18 protein-coding genes are annotated in these 26,075 nt (G+C 72.0%); 5 read left to right on the top strand and 13 right to left on the bottom strand.

All coding sequences use genetic code 11. The annotated features are described in order from the left end of the window. Positions 1-101 precede the first annotated feature (101 nt). From ACWDRW_RS25500 to ACWDRW_RS25475, 6 genes are all read right to left on the bottom strand, one after another. A complete protein-coding gene (locus tag ACWDRW_RS25500; protein WP_451726360.1) occupies positions 102-1,466 on the bottom strand; it encodes an FAD-dependent oxidoreductase in 1,365 nt (454 codons plus the stop codon). A gap of 173 nt (positions 1,467-1,639) precedes the next feature. After that, positions 1,640-2,446: a chitosanase gene (locus ACWDRW_RS25495; protein ID WP_451726359.1), complete on the bottom strand. Its 807-nt coding sequence runs from the start codon at positions 2,444-2,446 to the stop codon at positions 1,640-1,642. A 113-nt stretch (positions 2,447-2,559) separates the two neighbouring features. Then, the gene (locus ACWDRW_RS25490) at positions 2,560-5,328 is read right to left on the bottom strand and encodes a SpoIIE family protein phosphatase (protein ID WP_451726358.1); all 2,769 of its coding nucleotides are present in this window, start codon (positions 5,326-5,328) and stop codon (positions 2,560-2,562) included. Between the two features lie 87 nt (positions 5,329-5,415). After that, complete coding sequence (locus tag ACWDRW_RS25485) at positions 5,416-7,917, bottom strand: SpoIIE family protein phosphatase (protein WP_451726357.1); 2,502 nt, start codon at positions 7,915-7,917, stop codon at positions 5,416-5,418. A gap of 185 nt (positions 7,918-8,102) precedes the next feature. Next, positions 8,103-9,161 carry a methyltransferase gene (locus ACWDRW_RS25480; RefSeq protein ID WP_451726356.1) on the bottom strand — a complete coding sequence of 353 codons (1,059 nt, stop codon included), beginning with the start codon at positions 9,159-9,161 and terminating at the stop codon, positions 8,103-8,105. A 480-nt stretch (positions 9,162-9,641) separates the two neighbouring features. Then, positions 9,642-11,063, bottom strand: coding sequence for a purine-cytosine permease family protein (locus ACWDRW_RS25475; protein ID WP_451726355.1), 1,422 nt, complete (start codon positions 11,061-11,063; stop codon positions 9,642-9,644). Between the two features lie 72 nt (positions 11,064-11,135). On the opposite strand from ACWDRW_RS25475, the gene ACWDRW_RS25470 reads away from it, so the two are divergent. Together ACWDRW_RS25470 and ACWDRW_RS25465 are read left to right on the top strand one after the other, a co-directional pair. Beyond that, a complete protein-coding gene (locus tag ACWDRW_RS25470; RefSeq protein ID WP_451726354.1) occupies positions 11,136-11,771 on the top strand; it encodes a TetR/AcrR family transcriptional regulator in 636 nt (211 codons plus the stop codon). Positions 11,772-11,794: 23 nt separating this feature from the next. Further along, entirely contained in the window at positions 11,795-13,411 is a 1,617-nt protein-coding gene (locus ACWDRW_RS25465; protein ID WP_451726353.1) for an amidohydrolase, read from the top strand. A gap of 5 nt (positions 13,412-13,416) precedes the next feature. Here ACWDRW_RS25465 and ACWDRW_RS25460 read toward each other — a convergent pair whose 3' ends face one another. The 5 genes from ACWDRW_RS25460 to ACWDRW_RS25440 form a co-directional block, all read right to left on the bottom strand. After that, positions 13,417-17,469, bottom strand: coding sequence for an SAV_2336 N-terminal domain-related protein (locus ACWDRW_RS25460; RefSeq protein WP_451726352.1), 4,053 nt, complete (start codon positions 17,467-17,469; stop codon positions 13,417-13,419). Further along, on the bottom strand, positions 17,466-18,533 hold the full coding sequence (locus tag ACWDRW_RS25455; RefSeq protein ID WP_451726351.1) for an AAA family ATPase: 1,068 nt from the start codon (positions 18,531-18,533) through the stop codon (positions 17,466-17,468). Before ACWDRW_RS25455 ends, ACWDRW_RS25460 begins: the two co-directional genes overlap by 4 nt. 26 nt (positions 18,534-18,559) lie before the next feature. Then, positions 18,560-20,488 (bottom strand): VMAP-C domain-containing protein, encoded by a 1,929-nt coding sequence (locus ACWDRW_RS25450; protein WP_451726350.1) that lies wholly within the window; start codon positions 20,486-20,488, stop codon positions 18,560-18,562. Then, the gene (locus ACWDRW_RS25445; protein WP_451726349.1) at positions 20,485-21,693 is read right to left on the bottom strand and encodes an alpha/beta fold hydrolase; all 1,209 of its coding nucleotides are present in this window, start codon (positions 21,691-21,693) and stop codon (positions 20,485-20,487) included. The genes ACWDRW_RS25450 and ACWDRW_RS25445 overlap by 4 nt, the downstream gene beginning before the upstream one ends. Before the next feature lie 95 nt (positions 21,694-21,788). Then, on the bottom strand, positions 21,789-22,367 hold the full coding sequence (locus ACWDRW_RS25440) for a TetR/AcrR family transcriptional regulator (RefSeq protein WP_451726348.1): 579 nt from the start codon (positions 22,365-22,367) through the stop codon (positions 21,789-21,791). Between the two features lie 96 nt (positions 22,368-22,463). Here ACWDRW_RS25440 and ACWDRW_RS25435 point away from each other — a divergent pair, with 96 nt between their 5' ends. Then, complete coding sequence (locus ACWDRW_RS25435; RefSeq protein ID WP_451726347.1) at positions 22,464-22,883, top strand: nuclear transport factor 2 family protein; 420 nt, start codon at positions 22,464-22,466, stop codon at positions 22,881-22,883. Then, on the top strand, positions 22,880-23,719 hold the full coding sequence (locus ACWDRW_RS25430; RefSeq protein ID WP_451726346.1) for an NAD(P)H-binding protein: 840 nt from the start codon (positions 22,880-22,882) through the stop codon (positions 23,717-23,719). The genes ACWDRW_RS25435 and ACWDRW_RS25430 overlap by 4 nt, the downstream gene beginning before the upstream one ends. Before the next feature lie 28 nt (positions 23,720-23,747). Here the strand turns inward: ACWDRW_RS25430 and ACWDRW_RS25425 are convergent, their stop codons facing one another. Both ACWDRW_RS25425 and cpt read right to left on the bottom strand, forming a co-directional pair. Beyond that, positions 23,748-24,491, bottom strand: coding sequence for a carbonic anhydrase (locus tag ACWDRW_RS25425; RefSeq protein WP_451726345.1), 744 nt, complete (start codon positions 24,489-24,491; stop codon positions 23,748-23,750). Between the two features lie 282 nt (positions 24,492-24,773). Further along, positions 24,774-25,337, bottom strand: a complete 564-nt coding sequence (gene cpt / locus ACWDRW_RS25420; protein ID WP_451726344.1) for a chloramphenicol phosphotransferase CPT — start codon at positions 25,335-25,337, stop codon at positions 24,774-24,776. Between the two features lie 65 nt (positions 25,338-25,402). On the opposite strand from cpt, the gene ACWDRW_RS25415 reads away from it, so the two are divergent. Next, positions 25,403-25,921: a hypothetical protein gene (locus tag ACWDRW_RS25415; protein WP_451726343.1), complete on the top strand. Its 519-nt coding sequence runs from the start codon at positions 25,403-25,405 to the stop codon at positions 25,919-25,921. The last annotated feature ends 154 nt before the right edge of the window (positions 25,922-26,075 follow it).

Raw genomic sequence — 26,075 nt, 5'->3', positions numbered from 1 at the left:
GGCCCCCGCCCTCCCGGGGCACCGCCGCGACCTCCCCGTGGTGGGCGCGCGCGATGGCCCGCACGATGGACAGGCCGAGGCCCGCCCCCTTCCCGTTCGGCTCAGGCGCCGCTCTCGCGGAGCATGTCCTCGCGCTCGACGATCTTCACGCGCTCGCGGCCCTGCGGCTCGCCCAGCGCCTTCTCCGCGGCGTCCAGCTTGTACCAGCCCTCCCAGGTGGTGAAGCGGATCTCACGCTCGCCGAGGAACTGCTCCACGGCCTCGGGCTCGGGGGAGGCGGGAGTCTGCAGGCGCCCGCCCGCGAAGTCGTCCAGGAGGTTGGCGACCGTCTCGTTGGCGTCGCCCTTGGTGTGGCCGATGAGGCCCACCGGGCCGCGCCGGATCCAGCCGGTGACGTACGTGGACTGCAGGTGCTCGCCGGACTCCTGCATGACCCGGCCGCCCTCGTCCGGGACGGTGCCCGACTCGATGTCCCAGGGCAGCTTGGGCAGTTTGTCGGAGAGGTAGCCGACGGCGCGGTAGACCGCGGTGACGTCCCAGTCCTTGAACTCGCCGGTGCCCTTGACGTTGCCGGTGCCGTCCAGCTCGGTGCGCTCGGTGCGCAGGCCCACGACCTTGCCGTCCTCGCCGAGGATCTCCGCCGGGGACTCGAAGAAGTGCAGGAACAGCTTGTGCGGGCGGTCGCCGATGTCGCGGATCGCCCAGTTCTCCAGCGTCTTGGCGACCATGTCGACCTGCTTGTTGGAGCGGCGCTGCTCGATGGAGCCCTCGTCGTAGTCGATGTCCTCGGGGTTGACGATGACCTCGATGTTGGGGGAGTGGTCCAGCTCGCGCAGCTCCATCGGGCTGAACTTCGCCTGCGCGGGGCCGCGTCGGCCGAACACGTGGATCTCCACGGCCTTGTTGGCCTTGAGTCCCTCGTAGACGTTCGGCGGGATCTCGGTGGGCAGCAGTTCGTCGGCGGTCTTGGCGAGGATCCGGGAGATGTCGAGTGCCACGTTGCCCACGCCCAGGACGGCGACCTTCTCGGCCTCCAGCGGCCAGGTGCGCGGCACGTCCGGGTGGCCGTCGTACCAGGAGGCGAAGTCGGCGGCGCCGTAGGAGCCGTCCAGCTCGACGCCGGGTATCTTCAGCTCGCGGTCGGCCATGGCGCCCGTGGAGAAGACCACGGCGTCGTAGAAGGCGCGCAGGTCGTCCAAGTGCACGTCGGTGCCGTAGTCCACATTGCCGAAGAGACGGACCTGGGGCTTGTCGAGCACCTGGTGGAGGGCGGTGATGATGCCCTTGATGCGGGGGTGGTCGGGGGCGACGCCGTAACGGATGAGACCGAACGGGGCCGGCATGCGCTCGAAGATGTCGATGGAGACACCGGGCTCGGCGGCCACATCGGACTTGAGCAGCGCGTCGGCGGCGTAGATCCCGGCGGGGCCGGCTCCGACAATGGCTACCCGCAGGGGGCGGGGCATGATCAGGTTCCCTTCGAGCGATGACAAGCAACTCGACGGGAAGCCTAAGCTAAGGCAACCCTAAGTCGGTACGCGGGTCCGGTCTATGAGCTCATAAGGCCGGCTTATGGGAAGTGAAAGTCGTACGAGGGGCCAGGGCGCGGCGCCCCCGTACGGCTGTTCCCCGGGTCGCCTCAGTCGATGTGGAAGCTGTCGCCGTACACCTTCCAGTCCAGCGGGGTGGTGAGGTCGAGGTTGCCCGCGCGCAGGAAGACGCGCTGGGCGGTGTCGACCCTGCTGGTGTCGCTGTGCGCCTCCTCCTGCCTCATCGCCCACACCCGGGCGTCGAGGAAGGCGTGCAGGTACCTGACCTCGTCGCCGCCCTGCGCGGGCGGCCGGGCGCTCTGCAGCGCCCGCCTGCGGATGCTGTCGAAGCCGAGCCGGTCGGATCCGCCACCGTGCATCACGCGGGCGTCGTAGTACGCGAACTGCCCGAGCACGCGCAACCCGTCCGCCTTGCCCTGACGGACGGCCGGGTCGAAGTACACGCGGTCCCGTTCGTCGTTCTGCGCCTGCTGGAAGGCGCGGTCCCGGGCCGCCCTGCGCCAGTCTCGCGGGAAGTGCGGGTCGAGCCCTTCGTGCGAGTCGGTGCCGTCGACCCCGCGCAGCGCGGGCAGGTACCCGGCGAGCACGTTGCCGGGCCTGCGGTCGGCGTAGAGCTCCACGAGGTCGAGCATGTCGCCGGTGCCGGAGCAGAAGCCGATGATCCCGGCCGTGTAGCCGCGGCCGTCGCGGATGTCCTCGATGTACTCGTACTGCGCCTTCCAGTCGAGCGAGGAGTTCTCCGCGCTCGACACCAGCTTCATGGCGGTCTCCTTCTTCGCCGGGTCGTCGAGTCCGGGCGCGCGGACGGCGCCGGCGTACGGGGCGTTCAGTGGAGGTGTCGCGATGACCGACACGCCGAGCGCGGCGAGCAGGGCGCGACGGGAGGGGTGCCTCACGGGTGCTCCAAGGGGTGGGGGGTGGGTGGCTGGAGGTACGTGGCACTGATAGGAAGGTTTACTATCAGATGCTGCCGCGGTACACCCCGCCCGCCGGAATTCTGTCTCGCGGGTTATGGCAGCGGCTGTTCCGCCCAGATCACCTTGCCCTCGGGCGTGTACCGGGTTCCCCAGCGCTCGGAGAGCTGGGCGACGAGGAACAGGCCGCGCCCGCCCTCGTCCGTCATCGCCGCGTACCGCAGATGCGGTGAGGTGTTGCTGCTGTCGTAGACCTCGCAGATCAGCGTGCGGTCGCGCAGCACCCGGACCCGGATCGGGTCGCCGCCGTACCGGATGGCGTTGGTGACCAGCTCGCTGAGGATCAGCTCCGTGGTGAACGCCAGGTCGTCCAGGTCCCATTGGGTGAGTTGCCGGCTGACGGAGGAGCGCACCTTGGCCACGGCCGCCGGATCCGACGGTACGTCCCATTCGGCGATCCGGTCGGCGGGCAGTGCGCGGGTCCGGGCCACGAGCAGGGCGATGTCGTCGCCGGGACGGTCCGGGAGCCGGGCGTCCAGCACCGTGCGGCAGGTCTCCTCCGGTGACGCGCCCGCCCGTGCGAGGGCGGCGCGCAGCAGTTCGAGCCCTTCGTCGATGTCCCGCACCCGGTCCTCGACCAGACCGTCGGTGTACAGCACCAGACGGCTGCCCTCGGCGAGGTCCAGCTCGGCCGTCTCGAACGGCAGTCCACCGAGCCCGAGCGGCGGCCCCGCGGGCACGTCGGGGAAGTCGACGGTGCCGTCCGGGTGGATGAGCGCGGGCGGCGGATGACCGGCCCGGGCCACCGTGCAACACCGGGTGACCGGGTCGTAGACCGCGTACAGACAGGTCGCCCCGGTCACCGGCGCCGTGCTGCCGGCCGCCGCCTCGTCCTGGTCGATCCGGGCGACCAACTCGTCCAGCAGGGAGAGGAGTTCCTCCGGCGGCAGATCGAGCGCGGAGAAGTTGTGCACCGCCGTGCGCAGCCGCCCCATGGTGGCCGCCGCGTGCAGCCCGTGCCCCACGACGTCCCCGACGACGAGGGCGACGCGCGCCCCGGACAGCGGCAGGACGTCGAACCAGTCGCCGCCGACCCCGGCCTGGGCCGGCAGATACCGGTAGGCGATCTCCAGGGCGTTCTGCTCGGGCAGGTTGCGCGGCAGCAGACTGCGCTGGAGCGTCACCGCCATGCTGTGCTCGCGGGTGTAGCGGCGGGCGTTGTCGATGGAGACCGCGGCCCGCGCGACCAGCTCCTCGGCCAGCTCCAGCTCCTCGGCGTCGAACGGCTCCGGCTTCCGCGACCGCCAGAAGCTCACCACGCCCAGCACCAGCGACCCGGCGCGCAACGGCACCGCGATCAGCGAGTGGATGCCGTACTCCACGACCTGCGCCGACCGCTCCAGGTCCTGCGCCTGCCAGCCCGGCGCCTCGGCGAGCAGCGGCTCCAGCACCGCCTGCCCGTCGCTCAGCGCCCGGGCCTGCGGCGAGGTCTCGACGAACGCGATCTCCTCGCCCACGGGGTACAACGGCGCGTCCTTGCGGATTCCGCTGGAGGCGGTACGGCGCAGCGGGGTCACCGTCTCCGGCTGGCCACCGCTGAGCACGGCGCCGAACAGGTCCACGGTCACGAAGTCCGCGAACCTCGGCACGGCCAGCTCGGCCAGCTCCTCGGCGGTGCGGGTGACGTCCAGACTGGTGCCGATGCCCACGCCGGCGTCGTAGAGCATGCTCAGGCGCTCCCGTGCCGTCTCGGCCCGTCCCGACAGGGCCCGCAGCTCGGTGGAGTCGCGGAGCGTGGCCACGCTGCCGGGCGGCCCGCCGCGCAGGTTCGTCGGGCGCTGGTTCACCGCCAGCAGCCGCTCCTTGACCAGGTGCACCTCGTCGGTGGCGACCCGGCCCGAGTCCAGCAGCTCGGCGGTGTCGGGGGCGAGTCCGAGGTCGGCGACCTGACGGCCCTCGGCGTCGGCCGGGAGATCGAGCAGGCGGTGCGCCTCGTCGTTGGCGAGCAGCAGTCGGCCCTCGTCGCCGACGATGATCACGCCCTCGCGCACGGAGTGCAGCACCGCGTCGTGGTGCTCGTACATGCGGGTCATCTCGTGCGGGCCAAGACCGTGGGTCTGGCGCAGCAGGCGCCTGCTGACCAGCGCGGTGCCGCCCGTGGCGAGGGCCAGGGCCACCGCCGCGGCGCTCAGCAGGAGCGGCAGCTGGTCGTCTGCCGTGCCGCCGACGGTGGCCGTGGTGATGCCGGCCGACACCAGGCCGACCACCGTGCCGTCGTCGTCCTTGATCGGTACCACGGCCTGGACCAGCGGCCCGATCGTGCCGGTGATCTCCTCGGTCACGACCTCGCCGTGCAGCGCGGGTTCTATGTTGCCGACGAACTGCTTGCCGATGCGGTCCGGCTTGGGGTGCGTGTAGCGGATGCCGTCGGTGTTCATCACGACGATGAAGTCGACCTTTGTCGTCTCGCGGGCGGCCTCGGCGCGGGGCTGGAGCACGGCCGAGGGGTCGGGGGCGTCGAGCGCCTCACGGGTGCCGACCGCGTTGGCGGTCGCCTGGGCGACCGCGACCGAGCGGTTCTTGGCCTCCTGGGTGCTGTCGTGCCGTACCTGGAGCACCAGCGCCACCACCGCGGCCACGACCAGCAGCAGCACGATGACGACCTGGAACAGGAACACCTGGCCCGCCACACTGCGCCCGCTCAGCGGCGAACGCGTCCGCCGGTGGTGCGATGTGCTGGGCCGTCCGGTGCCCGGCACGCCGCGCGCGCGCACTCCTCGGGCGCGGCCGGGCGCACGGTGGGGGCGCGGACCGCTGCGGCGACGGAGCGACCGGGCCCCGGATCGACCCGAGAGTCGGACCATGAGCCATGTCTACACTGCCCGACCGCAGGAGGCGAGAGGCGTCACACACCGTTACGCGCCGTCGCGCTCTCCCCTCGGCCGTCCCCGTCAGGTGTCACGTTCCGGCGAGGTGCGGCGGGTGGCGAGCAGCAGCGCGATGTCGTCCGGCCGGTCGACGGTGTACCGGGCGGCCGTGGTGAGCCAGTCGGCCACCTTGGACAGGCTGTGCCCGCCGGGCCGTCCGAGCGGGGCACCGGACTTGGCCAGCGCCACCCGCAGCGCGCCGATGCCGTCGTCGATGTCCTCGCCCGGCCGTTCCACCAGGCCGTCGGTGTACAGGGCCAGTACCTCGCCGGGTCCGATGACCAGCTCCGTCACCGGGTAGCGCTCCTGCGGGTCCACCCCGAGCACGACACCGCCGGCCAGGTCGACGCGGTGCGTACGGCCGTCCGGGCGGCGCAGCAACGGCGGCAGATGTCCGGCCCGCGCGGCCCGGGCCACCCCGGTGACGGGGTCGAGGCGGATGTAGCAGCAGCTGGCGAACAGCCCGGAGTCGATGTCGATGAGCAGTCTGTTGGTGCCGCTCATCACCTCGTCCGGCGGCCGGTCCCCGAGCGCGAAGGCGCGTACGGCGGTGCGCAACTGGCCCATGGCGGCCGCCGCCTGCACGCCGTGGCCCTGGACGTCACCGATGACCAGGGCCAGACCGTCCCCGGCGGCGACCACGTCGTACCAGTCCCCGCCCACTTCCATCGCCTGCGTCGCGGGCAGGTAGCGGCCGGCGGTCTCCAGCAGGGGGTGCGCCGACAGCCGCCGGGGCAGCAGCGCCTGCTGCAGCCCTCGGGCGAGCGCCGCCTCGGTCTCGTAGCGCTGCGCCTTCTCCATGGCGTGTGCGATCAGCCCGGCCAGCGCGGTGAGCGCGGCCCGCTCCTCGGTGCTGAAGCTGCGGGGCCGGTCGAAGCCGAGGATGCAGGAGCCGACCGGCCGCCCGGAGGCGATCAGCGGCAGGAAGGCACGGGCGCCCTCGGTGGCGTCCAGCGAGATGCCCGGGTAGGCGTCCTTGAGGTGCTGCATCGAGTCGAAGAACAGCGGCCGCCCGTTGGTGAGCGTCTCCACGCCGGGCAGCCGCGCGTCAAGGCCCACACCTTCGAAGGGGGCGAGGAACCCCGGCGGGAAGCCGCTCTCCCAGGCCAGGTAGAGATGCCGCTCCTGCAGCAGGTAGATCGCCAGCCGGCGCCCGCCGAAGGCGGGCAGCAGTTCCTGCATGACCACCGCCGACACCTGCCGGGCGGTGACCGCCTCGGTCAGCGCGATGGCGAGGACGATCGGTCGGTACAGGGGCGCCATGGAGGGAGCCGAGGCCGTTTCGACGTCCTCCGCCGGTGCTCCGGCGGGCGCCTCGGCGACCCGGTGGGCCGGGCGGACAAGACAGGTCAGCAGGTCCGGGCCGGGGTGCAGGGACAGGGCCAGCCAGTCACCGTCGTACTCCCCGGCGATATCCGGATTGGGGCGTCCGACGTGGAAGTGCAGCGGTTCCGGCGACAGCAGCGCCCCGCGCAGGTGGTCCTCACAGCCGGGCTGGTTCACCCACGGCACGGCGTCCCACAGGGTCCTGCCGAGCAACTGAGGGCGGGGCAGCTCCAGCAGCTCGGCCGCGCGGGGGTTGGCGTAGACGACCGTGCCGAGCCGATCCAGCGCGAACACGCCCTCGGGCAGCAGATCGGCCGCGGTGTCGGCCGCCGCGCCGGGTCCCGGCTCCAGGACCACCCCGTGCACGGCCCGCACACCGGAGGCAGGGTCCTTGGGATCGGCGTACGACCTCCACAGCTCGACGAGCCGCAGCGCGCCGTCGCCGCCGCGGACGTACAGCGGCAGCGGCGGCGGACGGCCCCCGGCCGTGTCCCTCAGCGCGGCCAGCAGCGGTTGCGCCTCCCCGGGGGCCACGGCGGTGGCGAAGGCCGCCTCGCTCGCGACGCGCTCCTCGGCGGACGCCCCGAGCACACCGCGCAGCCGCTCGTCCACGGTCACGGCGCCGGTGGCGGGATCCCAGGCGAAGCTTCCGGCCCGTCCGGGCGGGTGCAGGGCGGGCGGCCGCACGCACAGCGGCTCGCCGTCCCACCGCAGCGCGTCGTCCGGTGTGCCGCGCAGCTGCCGGGCCAGCTCATCGGCGAGACCGGCCAGCCGCTCCCGCTCGGGCAGCAGTTCGGTGGCGTCCGCGGCGGACGGGCGCAGCACGGTCAGTACGCCGTACGGCGTCGACCCCGCCGTGACCGGCTCGTACAGCGAGCCGAACTGGAACGGCAGACCCGCGGCGAACTGGGGGTAGCGGCGCATCGTCTCGGTGGCGTTGGCCAGCACCACCTCCACGCCCAGCCGGTGGGCGTCGGCGACCGGGAAGGGGCGGTCCGTGTGCAGCCGCCACCATGGCTTGAACAGGGGGCCGGGCAGCCCGACGAGCACCGACAGGCGCAGGATTTTGGGCGTGTTCGAGCGCAGGTAGACCCCGGCCGCGAGTCCGCCGGCCACCCTGAGCGCCTCCAGTGAGGCGTCGATCAGCAAGGCCGTCGGCCGCTCGGATGTCCGCTGCGCGTACTCGGCGCTCCCTGTCATCGGCCCCTACCTCGTCCGTGCGCCGTCGCACGGGGCGACACAGCAAGAATGCGCCTCGGATGCCTCCCGGCGCACCTGGGGCGCGCTGCTGGGCCGCCGGGTCTCTGTTGTCCGGCGAGGGCGGGTCCGATGGGGCTGGGCGCGCTCCCTGCGCCCCTCGTGGAGCGCCCGCGTGCCCGGCGTTCCTACACCGCTATCGCCTCGAGCACCTGGAAGTGGGTCGGTGCGAGGGGCGCGCTCACGTGCACCAGTTCGAGACCGGCCGACGTCAGCAGGGCGGCGTACTCCTTCTCGGTGCGCTCCCTGCCGCCGACCATCACCAGCATGTTCAAGTCGCTCAGTGCGGCGGTGACGTCCGCCGGGGGGCCGTCCTCGTCCGGGAGCACCGCCTCGATGACGAGGAGCCTGGCGTGGGCGGGCATGGCTTGGCGGCAGCGGGTGAGCAGGGTGCGGGCGTGGTCGTCGTCCCAGTCGTGGATCACGCTCTTGAGGACGTAGGCGTCGGCCCCGGGGGGTACGGCGGTGAAGAAGTCGCCGGTGGTGACGGTGCAGCGGTCCGCGACCCCGGCCGCGTCGAGTACCTCGCCGGCTTCCCGGACGCCGGTCGGGGTGTCGAAGAGGACGCCCCGGCTGTCGGGGCAGGTGGTCAGGAGCGTGCCGAGCAGGGCGCCGTTGCCGCCTCCGACGTCCACGACGGTGCGGAAGCCGGAGAAGTCGTAGCCCGCCGAGACCGCCTCGGCCGCGCCCTGGGACACGTCCGCCATCCCGGCGTTGAACAGGGCGGCCGTGTCGGGGTGCCGGCCGAGGTAGGGGAACGCCGGCATCCCGAAGACCGACTCGAACGCCGGCCCGCCCGTCCGCACGCTGTGCACCAGCTCGCCCCACGGCCGCCACACCACCGGGGAGGTGAACAGGTCGGCGAGCGCGCGGGCCGGGGGAGTCGCGTCGGAGCGCAGCACCTCGCCGAGGGAGGTGAGCGCGAACAGGTCCGCGGAAGCGGGCCGCTCCACGAATCCCAGGCTCTCCAGCACCCGTAGCAGACGGCGCAGCGCGTCCGGGTCGGTGCCGGTGGCCTCGGCCAGCTCGGCGCGGCTCCGCGGGCCGTCACGCAGAGCGTCGGCGATGTGGAGGCGGGCGGCGACACCGACCGCCTGGGCCGCCATGTGGCCCTGGACGAGCCGTAGTACGCGGACCTGGTCCTGGACGGTGGTCTGCGGAGCGGGGCGTTTCTCCCGGTCGGTCACGCCTGCGCGTCCCTTCGGAATCGGACGGTCGTCTCCGGGCGGCGTGCGCGGGGGTACGGGAGTGCGGGGCACGGCGCGGGGGCGGTTGAGGCCGATGAGGATGGCGAGGGGCGCTCGCGGGTGGGTGGAGCGGGCGTGGATGCCCGGTCAGTCGGGTGCGCGCCGCGGGCAACCGCGTCCGGGCCGCTGGGGTGTGCGCAGGCTGGGCACCGCAGGCCGGTCCGTGGGGGTGTGTGCCGCCTGAACACCGCCGCGTGCGCCGGTGGGCTGCGCCCTGCCTGGGCACCGCGTACCCGTCCGCCACGGGGTGCGCCCCGCCTGAGCGCCGCGTACCGGTCAGCGGGCCGTGCGTTCCCGGCACCGCGTAACGGTCGACGGAGTGCGCCCCGCCTCAGCGCCGCGTACCGGTCAGCGGGCCGTGCGTTCCCGGCACCGCGTAACGGTCGCCGGAGTGTGCCCCGCCCCGGCACCACGTACCGGTCAGCGGAGTGCGCCCCGCCCCAGCATCGCGTACAGGCCCGCCGACACCGTCATGCCCACCGGCAGCGCGAGATCCAGGCCGCCCAGGACCTCGGCGAGCGGGCCGGTGTAGACGGTGTTCACGCACAGGGCCGCCGCCGTGACGCCCGCCGCGAGTGCCGCCGCGCCGGGCAAATGGACACCGCCCGTGTACCAGAAGGGGCTGTTGCGGCTCTCGTCGGTCAGGGCGGAGCCGTCGTAGTGGTTGCGGCGCAGGACGATGTCGGTGGCGTAGAGGGCGACGGCGGGGCCGAGGAGGACCACGGTGAGCTGGAGGACGTTGCTGACGGTGTCGAGGAAGTCGGAGACGAGCAGCCCGTACAGGGTGAGCGCGACCGCGACGGTGCCGTCGGCCAGGACGCTGAGCGAGCGGCGGATGCGGATGCCGACGGCCTGGAGGGCGAGGCCCGCGCTGTAGGCGGTCAGGGCGTTGATGGCGACGGTGCCGAGGACCAGGGCGAGCAGGAAGACAGGGTCGAACCAGCCCGGCAGGATCCCCTGGAGCCCGGACTGGGGGTCCGTCATGTCGACCGCGGTCGCGGCGAAGGCGCCCAGGGAGCAGACCACGACACTGGGCAGGAAACCGCCGAGGAACGTCCAGCCGATGACCGCCTTCGCGGGGGTCGTCCGGGGCAGGTAGCGGGAGAAGTCGGCGCTGGTGGTGTACGACAGCGGCCCGGAGCCGGTCAGGGTCACTCCGGCGAGCAGCACCGCCCACAGGTCGAGGCCGGTGAGCGGTTCGGCCGGGGTGTAGGAGAAGTCCGTGCGCCGGAACACGCCGACCGCGACTACGGCGAACACCGCGGTCAGCGCCAGGGTGATCGGCAGGTACAGCTTCATGATCAGGGCGTGGCCGTAGACACCGATGGTCAGCGTGAGCGCGGCGACCACCAGGACGACGCCCACTCGGACGGGCGTGGTCGCGGTGACGCCCGCCAGCTCGACCAGGGCGAACGCGGCCGTCGAGGCGGCGGCGAGATTCAGCGCGAAGTAGCAAACGGAGATCATCCACCCCACTACCGCGTTGTTCACGCGGTTGCCGCGGACACCGAACATCGCGCGGGTGATCACCTCGCTCGGCGCGCCCGCGGCCGGCCCGGGTAGGGACAGCAGCCCGGTGAACAGCCAGAACAGGTTGCCCACCACGATCACCGCCAGCGCCTGCCACAGCGTGAGGCCCATGAGGATCAGCGCGCCGCCGATGACGAGGCTCAGGTAGTTGACGTTCGCCGCGGCCCAGACGGAGAACAACTGCCGCGGCCGGCCCCGGCGTTCGGCGTCGGGGATGACGTCGATGCCGTGAGCCTCGATCCGGCCCGCTCCCTCCGCCCGGTCCGATGCGAGGGCGGTGCGGTGCTCAGGGTCGTCGATCGTGGACGCCATGCGGCCCCTCCGGTGCTGGTACGTGTGACCACCTGCTTGCTTATTGGTCGCACACTCAATAGCATCGATTCCATGCCGTCAAGCGTTCCGAACAAGCGAATCCGCAAATCTCCCGGGGAGAGACGTGCGGAAATCGTTGCCGCCGCCGCTTCCGTGGCCCTGACCGAAGGGCTGGAGTGCATCACCCTGCGGAGGATCGCCGAGGAGCTCGACGTCCGCCCCGGACTGATCAGCCACTACTTCCCGGCGGCCGACGACCTGGTCGCCGAGGCCTACGGCACCGCGGCCGGCGCCGAACTCGACGACCTCCTCCCGCCCGACCGCGCCGGCACCACGCCCACCGGACTGCTGGCGCGCTTCTTCGCCCGGACGGGCGGCGGAGCGTCGTACGACGACATCAGCCGCCTCTGGCTCAACGCCCGCCATCTGAGCCGCTACCGGCCCACCCTGCGGGACCGGGTGGCGGTTCAGGAGGCCGCCTGGCGGGACCGGCTCGAGTCGGTCATCCGCGAGGGCGTCGAGCGAGGTGAGTTCCGTACCGACGCCCCGATGCTGGCGGCCATACGGATCCTGGTCGTCCTCGACGGCCTCGGCATGCTCGTCAACAGCGCCGACACCGACAACGACCCGCCCGAGATCCGGCTCATGCCCGCCCTCACCGCCGAACGCGAACTCGGCCTGCCGCCCGGCACCTTGACCGCCAACTGACCCCCTTCCAAGGAGAGTTCCGCGTGCGCCCCACCCTCCTCCTGCTGTCGGCCCGGCTGCTCGACCCGGTCACCGGCCGCCTCCTGCCGCACACCGCGCTCGCTGCCGCCGACGGCCGTATCGCCGCACTCGGGGACGACCGGGAGATCCGCGCGCTCGCGGGCCCCGCCACCACGGTGATCGACCTCAAGGGCGCCGTGGTCACCCCCGGCCTGGTCGACGGCCACCTCCACCCCGTCTCCGGCGCCGAACTCACCCACGGCCTGGACCTGTCCGGCTGCGCCGATGTGCCACAGGTGCGCGAGGCCCTCGCCGCCGCGGTGCGCGAACTAGCCCCCGGCGCCTGGCTGCACGCCTGGGGCCTGGACCCCAACGTCTTCGCCGGGCGCGCGGTCGAGACCGCTCCCTTCGACGCCGTACTCGACGGCGTCCCCGCCCTGTTGCTGCTCTTCGACGCGCACTCCATGCTGGCCAGCCGGCGCGCGCTGGAGCTCGCGGGCCTCGACGGACCGCGCTCCTTCGACCAGGCCACCGCCGAGGTCGTGTGCGACGCCGACGGCCGTCCGACCGGACTGCTCCTGGAGGACGCCGCCTGCGAGCTGGTGGAGCGGGTCGCCCCGCAGCCCACCCGCGAGGAGCGCCGCGACCGGCTCGCCGCCGTGCTGCGGGCGATGGCCGCGGCGGGGCTGACCGGCGGCCACGTGATGGACGCGAACGGCGACAGCCTCGCCTTCTACGGCGAGCTCGACGCGGCCGGACAGCTGCCGCTGCGGCTGCGCGTCGCCCCCTGGTGCCAGCCCGGCACCGACGCCGAGGGCGTGCGCGCCCTCATCGCCGGACAGGGCGAGGGCGGACGGCTGTGGCGGACAGCCGGCGTGAAGATCTTCATGGACGGCACGATCGACAACGGCACCGCCTGGCTGGAACAGCCGGACTGCCACGGCGAGTCGCGTGGCGCCTTCTGGCCGGACCCCGAGGAGTACACGCGGGTCGTGGGCCGACTCCACCGTGCCGGAGTACCGGTGGCGACGCACGCCATCGGGGACGCGGCCGTACGGCATGCGCTGGACGCGATGGCGAAGGCGCGGGCCGAGGGCGGGTCCGCCGTACGGCACCGGATCGAGCACATCGAGACGGTGCCCGACGACACCCTGGCCCGGTTCGCCGAACTCGGGGTCGTCGCCTCCATGCAGCCGACCCACTGCTGCGACTTCACCCGGGCCGACCACACCGACAACTGGTCCCGGCGCCTGGGGGAGACGCGGGCCTCCCGCGCCTGGCGCTGCCGGGATCTGCAGGACTCCGGCGCCGTGGTGGTCCTCGGCTCCGACTGGCCGATCGCCCCCTACCCGCCGCTCGGCGTGATGGCCGGCGCCCGCCACCGCCGCCCCACCCGAGACCTGACCCGCCCCCCGCACGGCCCGGAACAGGCGCTCACGGCCTTGGAAGCGCTACAGGGAATGACGGTGAACGCGGCCTACGCGGCGGGCGAGGAGCACGAGTCCGGCCGCCTACGGGTGGGCCACCGCGCCGACCTGACCGTGTTCGCGGATGATCCGCTGACCACGGAGGCGACTGAACTGGCGGATCTTCCGGTGCTGTTGACGGTGGTGGACGGAGCCCTGACCCATCGGGCCTGAGCAGGTCACGGTTCGGAACGGACAGGTCGGACGTCCTGCGCTTGCGGGCCTTTCTCGCCCTGCGTGACACGGAGTTGCACCCGCTGTCCCTCCTCCAGCGACCGGAAGCCCGGCACGTCGATCGCGGAGTAGTGCACGAAGACATCGCGGCCGTCGTCCAGGGCGATGAAGCCGTAGCCCCTCTCCGCGTTGAACCATTTGACCGTGCCGTGGGTCTTCCCCTGGGGGACCGCGGTCGGCGAGTATGCCGGGTTCCGTAGGAGCAGGGTGGGGGAGTCCGTGTCGGCATGCCGGACGATCGTGACGTCCCGCGCGCGTTGTCGACGGCGGATCCGATCGGTGATGTCGGACAGACTCAGGAACTCGGGGCCTCCGGGGATGCCTGAGGTCAGTACGGTGACGAGCTCGTTCGTCAGGGTGTGCGGGGGTGTTCCTGCATTCTGTTTCGTCGTCAGGAGCACCCATTGCCCACGGGATGTGCTGTGGGGAGCGAACCAGGACCAGAGGGCCCTTGGGTTCTCGACGTCGGCGTCGAGGACGAGCACCTTGAAGAGGGCCGGGCTCTCTTCCAGGAGCGAGCGAAGGCGTCTGAGGGAGAGGGTGGTCTCGCGGGGTTGACGGCGATGGGTGTGAGTGAACGTGAGGAAGGCGTCGTCGGGTGTCTCCTGGACGTGTCCGGAGTAGTACAGGAGAAATGTGTGCTCGGCTTGCCGGGCCATGCTGGAGAGCTCGATGGCGAGGCTTTCGGGAAAGGGGTGGTCCGAGCGGAGCCAGACGTTGTCGACGTCGAAGATCCCGTTCGCTCGCCCACTCAGTGCGGATGCCAGCGCAGCGATCGACAGCGCCGTGCTGGACGGCTCCGGGACCTTCTCCTGCCGGCCGCCTCCGAGGAGTACGGCACGTGAGCGGCTGGGGTCGATCAGGCCCGGGTGGGAGGGGAGTTCGCGCGTTCGGTCGATGCTCGGCGGGCGGGAGGCGATGCGCGTGGCGACGAGCTCGGAATCGTCCTCGACGGCGAACGACACCACCCCGATCACCGCCCCGTGCAGATCGACGACTGCTGCCCCTGGAGCGGGCCGGCGGGCGCGCCGGAGCGGAATGAGGGAGTACTCGCTGCCGAAGATGGCGGTGACCTCGCAGCGCAGCACCGTCAACTCGTCGGCCTGTCGACTCTCCACTCCGAGGACGAGAACCTGCTCTCCAACCCTCAGCGAGGAGGGGGTTGTCGGTAGGGGTGTCACGCTCGGAGCGGGATGCCATGACGAAGGCTCGGTTCTCAGATAGAGCAAAGCTTTTTGTACTCCCTGGCTCAGGGGCCGAGCCGGCAGCACGAAGTCCGCGCCCCACGGCTGCACTCGCAAGGTCGCGTCGCCGCGCGATCCTGCCCTCGTGCGCAGGTACGAATCCGCCGACATGGCCACCAGCCCATCGGGCGAGAGCCGGACACCGGACCCGTGCCTGATCCCTGGCTCCCGAACCAGCACCAACCGTCGCCTGGCATCTTCGAGGAGCCGTTGGACGACCGCTTCGGATTCCGAGGAGTCGTCCTGGAACGCGAAGGAATTGTCGAGGTACCGAGCCGCCTTGTGCAGTCCTCTTTGCCGAGCGGACCGGGACAGAGCGGGCAGCGAGTCCCGGTCGGCGAAGTGGGCCAGGACTGGCCAGAGTCCTGCCGGAGGATCGATGCGGGGTGACTCCTGACGGTCGACCTGCTCCATGAAGTCGCCGAGCCGGTACCGTTCGGGACTCCGCGAAGTCCGGATCATGATCAGTGGTTCACCTGCGATGGGCTTGCACACGTAGGCCAAGGCTGCGGACAACGCTTCGTGGGGCGAGTCCTCCTCCCGCTCGTCGGCCTGGAGATAGATGTCCGTCGCCGCCGCCAGCAACGCGCGCGACAGTTCGGGCTTGTGGCCCAGGCGCCGGATGTCCAGTGCCGCCCGGAGCATGCTCCGGGCGACCGGCGGCGCCTCCCGAACACGCCTCAGTGCCTCGGATTCGGTCCGCCAGGAGGCGACCCGGACGATCTCGATTCTGTCGAGTGCCGAACGGAAGTCATCCGCCAGTTCGGACTCATCTGTCAGGAGCAAGTCCAAGGCGTCTGACCTGAGTTCACAGACGACTATGACTGGCCCCTCTCCCAGGTCCACGACGGCGGAGAGGAGCATCACGAGGGCAGTGGCACTGTTCAGCACCACAACCGAGCGAGGGGGCAATGAGCCCAACCCACCGGCCAGTTCGGCCGTGGTGGCTGGTGCCCACCAGGTCCAGTCGTCCGGCAGTGCCGAGACGGCACGCATGATCGCCGAAGTTTTTCCCACACCGCTGTCCCCAGCCACCAGAAGGAAGGAGCTGTGCCCCTCCCGGGACCGCGAGATCACCTCGCGCAGGCGCTGATCCACGCGGCGTACGACGTAGGACGGAATGAGCTCGGCCTCCGCCACGACATCCGCGATCCGCCGCCACCCCGGCTCCGACACCTCCGCCGCCCCGGAACCGCCGTCGCCCCCCGTACTGCCCCGTGCCGCGAACGGCGAGGCCTCCGCGGTGACCCCTCGAACGCCCTCCCCACCCGCCGCACTCCGCGCGGCCAGGAAGTCGCCGCCTGTACCGGCGCCCGACTCACTGACCTTCGCGCCCATCTCCCGCCGTACGACTTCCTGCACCGAGGTGATGGCATCCCGCCGCTGCCCCCCGAGCAGCGCCTCGCCGACCCCGGGGCGGAAGGTGAACGGCACCTGGTCCGGGTCCGCCGCGCTCTCCCGTCCCCACGGAATGAACAGCCCTCCCAGCGCGACCTCCGCCACATGCCCGTGCTCCGACTCCGGCAGCATGATCTGCCGGACCAGGTTCATGACCGGCAGGCTGAGTGGTACGGCGGACAGGTACCCGGCGAGCCGTTGGGCCAGCGGCGACGCCCCGGCCCTGAATCGCCGCAGGATCTCGTCCACTTCGAGTGAGCTGACGTCTTCAGGACGGGCTGCCTGCGCCTCCATCGGCGCACGCGGGATTGTCAGGCACGGCACCCGCATCCACTGTCCGTTCCCCGCCACCAACTTCGCCAGCGCCGACACGGAATCGGCCGTGGCCTCCACCACGGGAATGGTGACGCCCTCGGGTGCGACTGGGCGCCGCAGGCGTCGGGTCCGCCTGGCCGGTCCCTGTCGCCAGGCGGTGTTGGGTGAGGCAGGCCCCACCGAGCGGACCGCCACCGAGCGCGGACGCACCGCCCCCCGGTCCCACAACCGGCGTGGCAGTACATTGAGCAGCGCCACCGGCCCGTGGCCCGCCCACTGCCGCAGCATGTGCGCGACCTCCGCCCCGGCCCAGCCGCCTGCCACCGTGTCCGTGATCACCAGGACCAGACGATGGCCCGACGGGTCCGACACCTCCTGCACGCTGCGCGGTTCGCCCTCGGGGGTGCGGGCCACGTACAGAGGTTCCTCCGCGCCCGTACCCCGCAGGTACCACGTGCGTACGTCACGGAAGATCCCCGTCTGCACGAACACCCGCCGCAGCTCTGCCACCAGGTCGTGCCACAGCAGCATGGAGTGGTGGGCGTCCACGACGAGCGCGAGGTCGAGCCAGCGGCCCCGCCGGGGGCGCAGCACCGGCATGGGGACGCGTTGCTCGACTGTTCGGTGGACCGTGAGTTCCTCGTCGAGTTCGAGCCAGGGGCCGTTGCGGTCCTCCGCCCGCCCCGCGCTTCGGCCCAGCGGTCGCAGTGCCCGCATCAAGGCCAGCGGATCCCGGACGGACGCGGCGCGTCGGACCCGTACGAGGTCGACGCGCTGCCGTGCGAGGCCGGGCGCTGCTGTGGCGTCTCCGGCGTGGTAGAACTCCTCGGTCCGCTCGAAGCCGGGACTGCCCGGGCCGGTCGGGGCCGGCTCCGGAAGCGGTGCTTCGTCCGGCTCCGCGTCGGGCGCCGGTGAATCGGGTACGGAAGAGCGCTCGGCCGCGGCACCGATCCGCGCCGCCAGCCAGAGGATGTCCGCGAGCTCCTCGGGCCCGGCGTTCGCGCCGGAGTCCTCCAGAGCGCGGAACAGTTCCTCGATCACGCCATCGGGCCCGTCAGCCGTTGCAGCACGGTGTCCAGGAACGTCGAGCGCTCGTCCGGGCCGGACCACGCGCCGCTCAGCCGCAGCTGAACGGCGTTGAGGAGCTGGTCGGTCGCCAGGTCGCCCTCCGTGCGGCGGGCCAGGAAGTCGCGGATCAGGTCCCGGTAGTGGTCCTCCCCGGTCGTCTCGTCGAGCTTCAGGCGCTTGCGGACGATCTGCGTCAGCTTCTCCTCGCTCGGCGGTTCCACGTGCAGACGGATGCAGCGGCGCAGGAAGGGCGGCGGGAAGTCGCGCTCGCCGTTGCTGGTCAGGACGACGATGGGGAAGGCCCGGCACTGGACCTGCCCGCGTTCGATACCCACCCGCAGCTCGGGATCGTCCTGGGTACCCACCTTGACCCGAGGCTGCCGCGCCGCGATACGCGCCAACTCGGGGATCTCGAAGGAGCCTTCCTCGAACACGGTCAGCAGGTCACCGGGCAGGTCGATGTCGCTCTTGTCGATCTCGTCCACCAGCAGCACACGCGGCCGTTCCTGCGGCAGCAGCGCCGTGCCGAGGGGGCCGAGGCGCAGATACGGCGCGATGGCGCTCTCCGAGGAGCGGCGCGGGCCTCGCCCCGCGCGGCGCTGCGGGGTGCGGCCGGTTTCCAGGTGCCGCAGGTTCGCGTCGTGCAGACGGCCGATCGCGTCGTACTGGTAGAGCCCGTCCCGCAGGGAGCTCCGGCTCGTCACCGGCCAGTGCAGCACCGGGCCGAGTTCCAGGTCGGCGGCGATGCTGTGGGCCAGCGTCGACTTGCCGACCCCCGGTTTGCCCGTCACGAGCAGCGGACGGCGCAGATAGAGGGCCGTGTTGACGGCGTCGATCTCCGCGAGGTCGGGCACGTATCCGCTCCCGCGCTGGTATGTCTCCTCCCAGGCGGGCCCGGCAGTGGTGGGCGAGATGTACTCGGGGTCCGGCTCGCCCTTGAACTCCCGCCACGGCGGCTGGTGTTCGTCCAGCAGAGCGTGCTTCCGCTCGACCGGACCCGACCCCTGGTAGATCCACCAGTCCTTGGCGGCGTCCATGCCGGTTCCTCTCTGCGCTGACTGATTCATGAGGACAGTGACCGTCTCCCGGGAACCCGTCCCGGGTCGTCCCACAGAAGGGCCAGCGGGCGGCGCTGGACACGGGCCCGTTTGAGTTTGGCGGGCAGTGCGGCCACGTCGAGCACGTCGGGTGGGGGTGCCGCCAAGGCCGTACGAATGGATTCCTCCGTGTCGGGGGACGCGCGGCGCCAGACCGCGATCGGTGTCCCGCTGTCGAGTACGGCCTCCAGGGCGTCCATGACCCGCGGCTCGGTCACTTCGACCAGCACGCAGACGGGTGGCGCGTCCAGCTGCAGTTCGTCCGCCAGGCCCTCCGACACATCCGCGTCCTTCAGATGGTGGACGGCGTCCGGATGCAGGCCGCCATGGGTCTCGTACCACTGCCACTTGGTGTGCCAGGGCGCCTCGGCCAGCCCTTGTCGCTCCTCGGGACAGCGCAGTACGACCTCGTACCGGCAACCGAGCGGCGTGGTCCGAGTGCCGCGTCCCGTCGGCATCGGCCAGGTCTCGAAGGGTTCCTCCAACAGCTCGTACGGGACGTGGAACTCGATGCGCTGTGGCTTGCCCGCAGGTCCCGCCAGGAGGTGGGCGCCGAGTGCCGCGCGTACGGCAGCCAGGTCCATGGGCTGCTCATGGTCGCCCACGTTCTCGAAGTCCCCGCGATAGGACCACAGTTGCAGCCAGTAGGTGTCGTCCCCGTCCGGAGTGAGCCGGACGTGCAGTGCGGGAGGTTCGACGGCGCGCGGGGGCGGGGCGGGGACGGGATCGGCACCGAGTCGTTCGCGGGTGCGCTCGACCCACTCGTTCGCGGCGGCGGCCCAGTCGGGTCGCACTGAGCGGGACGCCAAGTGTCGTACGAAGGGCAGTGCCAGCGGAACGGCCCGGCTCGTCCCCTGGCGGCTGTCGAGGTCGCGCACGATCTCCGTCAGGTGCGATGACGGCAGGGAGTGCTCGGCGGGGGCGGCGCACCCCGCCACCTCGAAGGCCCATCGATACGCCTCGTAGGTGTACGGCGGTATGGAGCAGCCGGTGAGCAGTTCCCCGAGTTGCGTCCAGGCGACCTGGTCGAGGACGGGCGCGCCGGTCGGCCCCGTGGCAATGCCACCGTCCTGCGCCCAGCGGTCGCCGTAGAGGTCGGAGTCGTCCCAGTCCCTGGCGATCTCGAAGACCGGTTCCTGCCAGGCCTCGCCCTTCGCCCTCATGAGCCTGAAGTCCCGCTGGACGGCGTGCGCGATCTCGACCAGGTCCCGTACGGCCTGCTCGTGCGTCCGGCTCTCCAGGTGCTGCAGGAGGGTGTCCGTGAACTGGCCGTCCTCCCGGCCCGCCCGGTTCTTCGCCGTCTGGCCGGGGCGGGCCGCGTAGAGCCTGAACTGGCGGCGGTCGGGAGTGGGCAGGCCGGCCGCGTACTGGATGTCGGGGAAACCGAGGCCCGCGTGCATCCTGCGATCGATCCGGCAGGTGTCGGCGATCGTGATGACCCGACGGAACCGCCCGCCGCTCAGCTTGTTCGACCGCCACCAGTGCAGCGCGGAGGTCAGGTTGAGGTGGACGGTGTGCGCGGCCGTGGCGTCGGCGTAGGGAAGCAGCAGTCGCTGGCGGTCGTCGAGGTAGCCGTGCCCCGCCCAGTAGATCCAGAGCAGGTCCCCGTCGTGCCGGGGGAGGTTGTTGAGGAGCGCGTCCTCGACATTGGCGCGGGTCGCCGGATCGGCTTCCACGCCGACCTGGTTGCGTGCCAGGGGCGACAGCAGGAGCCGTACGTTGGTCTTCGGGACGCCGGCCGTGCCGGTGAGCCACTCCGCGAACCGCGCCGCGTCGCGGGCCGGGCCCGACAGGTCCACGCCGGAGCCGATGCCGTAGGACTCGACACCGACGACGAGGGCGAAGGTCCGCTCCGGTGTGATGGACGGCTCGGAGACGGCGGGTGCACCCGTCACCGCAGCGCCTCCGCGATCCGGTCGAACACCGGGTCGTGCCGCCAGTACGCGCTGTGGGAGAGGGGGAAGGGCTGGCGGCTGACCACCTCGTGGTCGGTGACCCGGGCGTCCTTCGGGAAGACCGGTTCGGCGAGGTAGGAGAGCAGGTCCCTGCGGTCGTAGATGTTGAGCCAGTCGGGGAAGCCGGACGGCAGCGCGGAGCCCGGTTCCAGACCGGCCAGGGCGCCCAGTTCGTGCAGGAACGGGGCCTGGGAGCCGACGGTCACCAACAGGCGTACCGGAAGAGCGGGTTGACGCTGGGCGGCCAGCGCGAGGGTGTCCACGAGGGCGATGCCGCCGAGGCTGTGGCCGATGACGACCGGCGGCTCCGGGCTGCTGCCGATCACCTGCTCCAGGTGGGCGCGCAGATGCCGGCCGCGCGCCTGGTAGCGCAGGATGTCGCCGACCTCCGACGCCTTGTCGGAGGTGACCTCGCCCCGCTTGCGGTCGATGAGGGACTGCGTCATCAGCCGCTGGCCCAGCTTGAGGAGCACTCCGGCCGTCCGCATCAGGACGCCGCGTGCGGTGCCGCCCAGCCTTTCGCTCAGCTCGTCCACGATCCGGTCCCGCTCGTCACCGGTGCACAGGGCGGTGTCCCGGGCCTCGGCGAGCATGACGGCGACGACGGCTCGGCTGGTGAGGAGCACGAGTTCGGCGGCGGTCGCGTCGTCGTCGGCGGCGAGGCACGCGTCGCGGAACTCGTCGGAGTCCGATACGGCGTCCAGGGCGTGGGGAAAGCCGTCGATCAGCCCGGTCTCCCCCAGGAGTAGGGCGAGTTGGTCGTCCGGGGTCAGCCCGCGCGGCAGCTCACGGAGTCGGTCCCCGACCGCCTCACCGGCCGATTGCACCCCGGGCAGGCCGAACCCGGCCTCGTCGTCCTCGCCGCCCAGTTCGGCCAGCACCCTGAGTTCGCAGAACGGATCGGTCAGCAGCAACAGCCACTCGGCGGTACCCGGGTCGTCCTCGATCTCCGCGGCCACGACCGGCCGCATCCCCGGGACGGACGCCCCTCCGGCACTGAGTGCGGCCCCGAACTCGTCGCCCCAGTAGCAGGGTTCGACCTCCGCCCCGGGAAAGCGTGTGTGCAACCCCGTCGCGACCGACCGGAACAGCGCGTCGAACCGCTCCCGACGGACCCCGGTCCCGTGGACAAAGACGAACCTCATGCGTCCCCCGCCCCCAACTCGCCTGTGGGATAGAAGAATAGTCCGTCGGCATACGAGGTGCGCGTACCGAGGACGGCGGGTGACCCGGGCGCGGGTCAGGTGCGCGTGCCGAGGACGGCGGCGGTGAAGTCCGCCAGTTGGGAGCGGAGTTGGTCGCGGCTGCTGTCCGTGGCCAGGTGGGCGACGAGGTCGGCCCTGGTGGCGGCCAGGAGCGCGTGCGCGGTGAAGTCGGCGTCGGGTGTGCCCGGGATCCGTTGCAGCAGGTCCCGCAGCAGGGTGTGCCAGCGCTCGTAGTGCTCCGCCTGGTAGGGGCCGGCCGCCCCGGTCTCCTCCAGCGCCAGCGCGAGGTGGCGGTTGTCGAGTTTGAGGCAGAGGACCGCGTCGAGCAGGGCCGGTACGCGCTCCTCGGGCGGGGCGCCGGGACCCAGGGGTGGCGGGCCTTCCAGGACGGCGTGCCGGACCGGTTCCAGCCTGGCCTCGTACAGCGCCTGGATCAGCCCGGTGCGGTCGCCGAAGGCGCGGAAGAGGGTCGCCTTGCCGACGCCGGCCGCCGCGGCGATGTCGGCCATGGTGATGCTCTCGGGGCTTTCGGCGCCGGCGAAGAGCGCGTCGGCCGCCGCGAACACGGCCGCCCTGTTGCGCGTCGCGTCCTTGCGCGGTCTGCGCTCGGTCATGGGTGTCTCCCTTGTTCCCTTGCGATCCGGACCCGCGGTCCGTATTGTCGAGCGAAACGGACCGAGGGTCCGTATCGTACTCGCCGGAGGACTCCCATGACCTCAGCAGAGGCTCTTTACCGCGACAGCCTGCGCCTGCTCCTCGCCAAGAACATCCCCGCGTGGGTCGACCTGTGGGCCGAGGACGGCGTCATGGAGTTCCCCTTCGCTCCGCCGGGCTGGCCGACGCGACTGGAAGGCAGGGCCGCCGTGGCCGCGTACATGCGGGACTACCCCGACCACATCGACCTGCACGAGTTCCCCGACCTGAGGATCCATCGGACCGCCGACCCCGACACCCTCGTGGTCGAGATGCGCGGCGTGGGCCGCCTGGTCGAGACCGGAGCCCCCTTCGACATGACCTACATCGCCGTGGTGACCGTGAAGGACGGACGCTTCACCTCCTACCGGGACTACTGGAACCCCCTCGCCGTCCAGCAGCCCGGCCTCGCCTTCACGGGGGACACCGCCCGATGAGCACCCTGGTCACCGGAGCCACCGGCACCACCGGCAGCCGAACCACCGCCGCGCTGACCGCCGCCGGACACCCTGTCCGCGCCGCGAGCCGTCGCGCCACACCGCTCCCCGGCACGCGGCCGGTCCGCTTCGACTGGTACGACCCCACCACCCACGCCGACGCCCTCGCCGGAACCGAACGCCTCTACCTCGTCCCACCGATCGGCGACCCGGACCCGGCCGTCGTCATGCTGCCGTTCCTGCGTCGGGCCCGTGCCGCGGGCGCACGCCGCGCCGTGTTGCTCTCGTCCTCCGCCATCCCCGAAGGAGGACCCGGCGTCGGAGTGGTGCACCAGGCCCTGCCCGACCTGTTCGAGGAGTGGGCGGTGCTCCGCCCTTCCTGGTTCATGCAGAACTTCACCGGCGGGCACGTGCACGCCGACAGCATCCGCGCGGACGGCGTCATCCGCACCGCGACCGGGTCCGGCCGGGTCGGATTCGTCGACGCCGACGACATCGCCGCCGTGGCCGCCCGCGCCCTGACGGGCGACCGCTCGCCCGACACCGACCTGGTCCTCACCGGACCGGAGGCCCTCGGCTACGACGACATCGCCGCGGTCGTCACGGACCTCACCGGTCGCACGGTGGTCCACCAGCGGCTGGGGTACGAGGAAATGCGGGACCGACTGGCCGCCCACATGCCGCTGGAGTTCGCCGCCGTGCTGGCCGGGATGGACCGCGCCATCGCCGACGGGGCCGAGGACCGCACCACCGACACCGTCCAGCGCCTCACCGGCCGACCGCCGAACGGCTTCCGGACGGTGGCCGAGCGGGAGCTGCGGGCGAAGGGCCGGTAGGCGCCGGTCGGCGCCGGGCCGCTCGCCGTCAGGCGATGTGGTGGACGAGCTGGTTCGTCAGCTCGTAACGGGCTCCTACGACGGCCAGTTCGCCGGAGGAAACCTTGGCCGCGAGGTCCGGCTCCGCGGCGAGGCGGTCGCGGACCAGCCGTATGTTGGCGTCGATCGTCGCGTCTATGCGGGCGTCGCCCTCCTGGGAGTGGTCGATGGCCGGGCGGATCCCGTCGGCGATGTACTGGATGTGGGCGGGCAGTTGCTCACCGCTCGTCTCGGCCTCGACCGCGGCCCGCACGGCGCCGCACGACTGGTGCCCGAGCACCAGCACCAGGGGAGTGCCGAGTTCGAGGACGCCGTACGCGACACTGCCGAGCACGGCCTCGTCCAGGACCTCACCGGCGCTGCGTACGGTCATCAGGTCCCCGAGTCCCTGGTCGAACACGAGCTCCGGGGGGACACGGGAGTCGATGCAGCCGAGGACGACCGCGAACGGATGCTGACCGGAGACGAGTTCCTGGCGGACGGCGTGCGTCTCGTCCGGGTGCTTCTGGCGGAAGGCGCGCCAACGGGCGTTGCCCGCGGCCAGTTCGCGCAGCGCCTCGCCGGGGGTCGTGGGACGCGGTCGCGTGGCGGAGGCGGCTGCCGCGGGGGTGGCCCCGACGGCGAGTCCGGCGCCGAGGACCGCGGCTCCGGTGAGGGCACCGCGCAGGAGGGAACGGCGGGGGGTGGTGGGCTCGGCGGGGCGCCGGGCGCCCGCGAGAGAATCAGAGTTCACGGGCAGAACGTATGTCTGAGAGCGCGCACACTTGACCGTCCAACCCAATCGTGGACAGGGCGTGGACAGCCCATGGTGAAGCGTTGATCTTCTCTTGGTGAGAGGCGACAGGTGGTCGGGGCTCAGCTCACCCGAGCGGCCGGGCATGCGGCGCTCAACTCGGCTGCAGGGCAGGCGGTTTGGCGCGCGGGGCCGGGGGACTCGGCGGCCCGCTCAGGCGAGAGGAAAGGGTGTTCGTCGAGCAGCTCGGCACCGCCCGCAGGGGGGTGTTGATCGGTCAGCTCAGCACCGCGCGGAGGGGTCGTCGGTCGATCGGACCAGCCGCGCCGCGACGGCGCGGGCGCAGTCCAGGGACTCGGTACGGGTCGTGTCCACCTCCACGTCGTACCGCACACCCTCGTGCACGAGGTCCGCCTGGAGCGCCGCCATCCCCTGGACCCGGTCCCCGCGCGCGATCTCCCGGCCCGCGGCGACCTCGCGCGCGCAGCGGACGCCGACCCACAGCACGTCGACTCCGTCCAGCACCTCCCGCCACCGCTGCTGGGACGCGCCTCCACCGAGGAAGACGTCGTCGACGATGACCCGGGCGCCCGCGCGGGCCATCGCCGCGATGCCTTCCGTCCAGGCCGACTGGAGCGCCATGAAGTCGGACCCGACACTCACTCCGCCGTCCTCGGCGAAGGTGATCCCGCCGTCCGACGCCTGCATCTTCGCGGGCAGGGCGTCGACGAACGAGTCGACCCCGAACGCCAGCCACGGATCCGGCAGAACGGCCTGCAGACACCGTACGAGCCCTGACTTCCCCGAGCTGGACCCGCCGTTGACAATGATCACCTGAGTCGTCACCGCGCCACAGTAGGACGGCCGGGACGTGAGACGAAACGAATTGCGGACCAGGAGGGCCCGGAGCGGTGAGCACCGACGCGGATCGGGAAGGACCGACGGACGACCTCGGCACCTGGCCGCTCGAGCGACTGCGAGCGCTGACGGCCGAGGGGCAGTGGCTGGAGGCCGTGCGAGTGGTCGCGCAGGGCCACGCCTACGACGCCGGCAAGTCACCGCAGGCCCGCCGCGAGTGGGCGGCGCTGTCCCTCCTCGCGAACCGGCGCCAGGGCAAGGACACTTGGGGTGCCCATGACCTCCACGACGACTTCACGCTCCGGATGTGGGTCATCGACACACTCGGCCCGCACCCGGAGTGGGTCCCCGAGACACTCGCCTCCGACACCCTCGACGCCCTCACCCTCACCCCGCCCGAAGCATGGGAACTCGCCCGCGAGTGGCGCGCCCTTCCCATCGATCGGATCAGGGAGCTGCGACGCCACAAGAACCTGACGCTCCACCTCGAACGGCTCATGAACCACCTCGGGCCCGGCCCGACGAGAGACCGTCTCCTCCCGTGGATCGACGTCCGAGGGATGCTGCCCTGACGTTCCGCGGATCGGCCCACAGGGACATCCGTAGGCGGACGGGGGCGCGCGATGGGGGCAGCGAGTCTCCATCTGCCGCACCGCGACGGGTAAACGTCCGGGCCCCGACCCGACCCCCCTGGGCCAGGGCCCCTTCATCCGGGGGAGCGTCCCC

The sequence above is a fragment of the Streptomyces sp. NPDC003635 genome (assembly GCF_053587635.1).
The sequence above is the reverse complement of the archived record's forward strand: the minus strand, read 5'-3'. Positions and strand labels throughout refer to the sequence as shown.

What these genes read in the sequence shown, in the direction of transcription:
- ACWDRW_RS25430 (WP_451726346.1), top strand. Translation starts at nt 22,880, where the DNA reads ATGAGCACCCTGGTCACCGGAGCCACCGGCACCACCGGCAGCCGAACC.
- ACWDRW_RS25445 (WP_451726349.1), bottom strand. Translation starts at nt 21,693, where the DNA reads ATGAGGTTCGTCTTTGTCCACGGGACCGGGGTCCGTCGGGAGCGGTTC.
- ACWDRW_RS25455 (WP_451726351.1), bottom strand. Translation starts at nt 18,533, where the DNA reads ATGGACGCCGCCAAGGACTGGTGGATCTACCAGGGGTCGGGTCCGGTC.
- ACWDRW_RS25490 (WP_451726358.1), bottom strand. Translation starts at nt 5,328, where the DNA reads ATGGTCCGACTCTCGGGTCGATCCGGGGCCCGGTCGCTCCGTCGCCGC.
- ACWDRW_RS25475 (WP_451726355.1), bottom strand. Translation starts at nt 11,063, where the DNA reads ATGGCGTCCACGATCGACGACCCTGAGCACCGCACCGCCCTCGCATCG.
- ACWDRW_RS25485 (WP_451726357.1), bottom strand. Translation starts at nt 7,917, where the DNA reads ATGACAGGGAGCGCCGAGTACGCGCAGCGGACATCCGAGCGGCCGACG.
- ACWDRW_RS25470 (WP_451726354.1), top strand. Translation starts at nt 11,136, where the DNA reads ATGCCGTCAAGCGTTCCGAACAAGCGAATCCGCAAATCTCCCGGGGAG.
- ACWDRW_RS25440 (WP_451726348.1), bottom strand. Translation starts at nt 22,367, where the DNA reads ATGACCGAGCGCAGACCGCGCAAGGACGCGACGCGCAACAGGGCGGCC.
- ACWDRW_RS25500 (WP_451726360.1), bottom strand. Translation starts at nt 1,466, where the DNA reads ATGCCCCGCCCCCTGCGGGTAGCCATTGTCGGAGCCGGCCCCGCCGGG.
- ACWDRW_RS25435 (WP_451726347.1), top strand. Translation starts at nt 22,464, where the DNA reads ATGACCTCAGCAGAGGCTCTTTACCGCGACAGCCTGCGCCTGCTCCTC.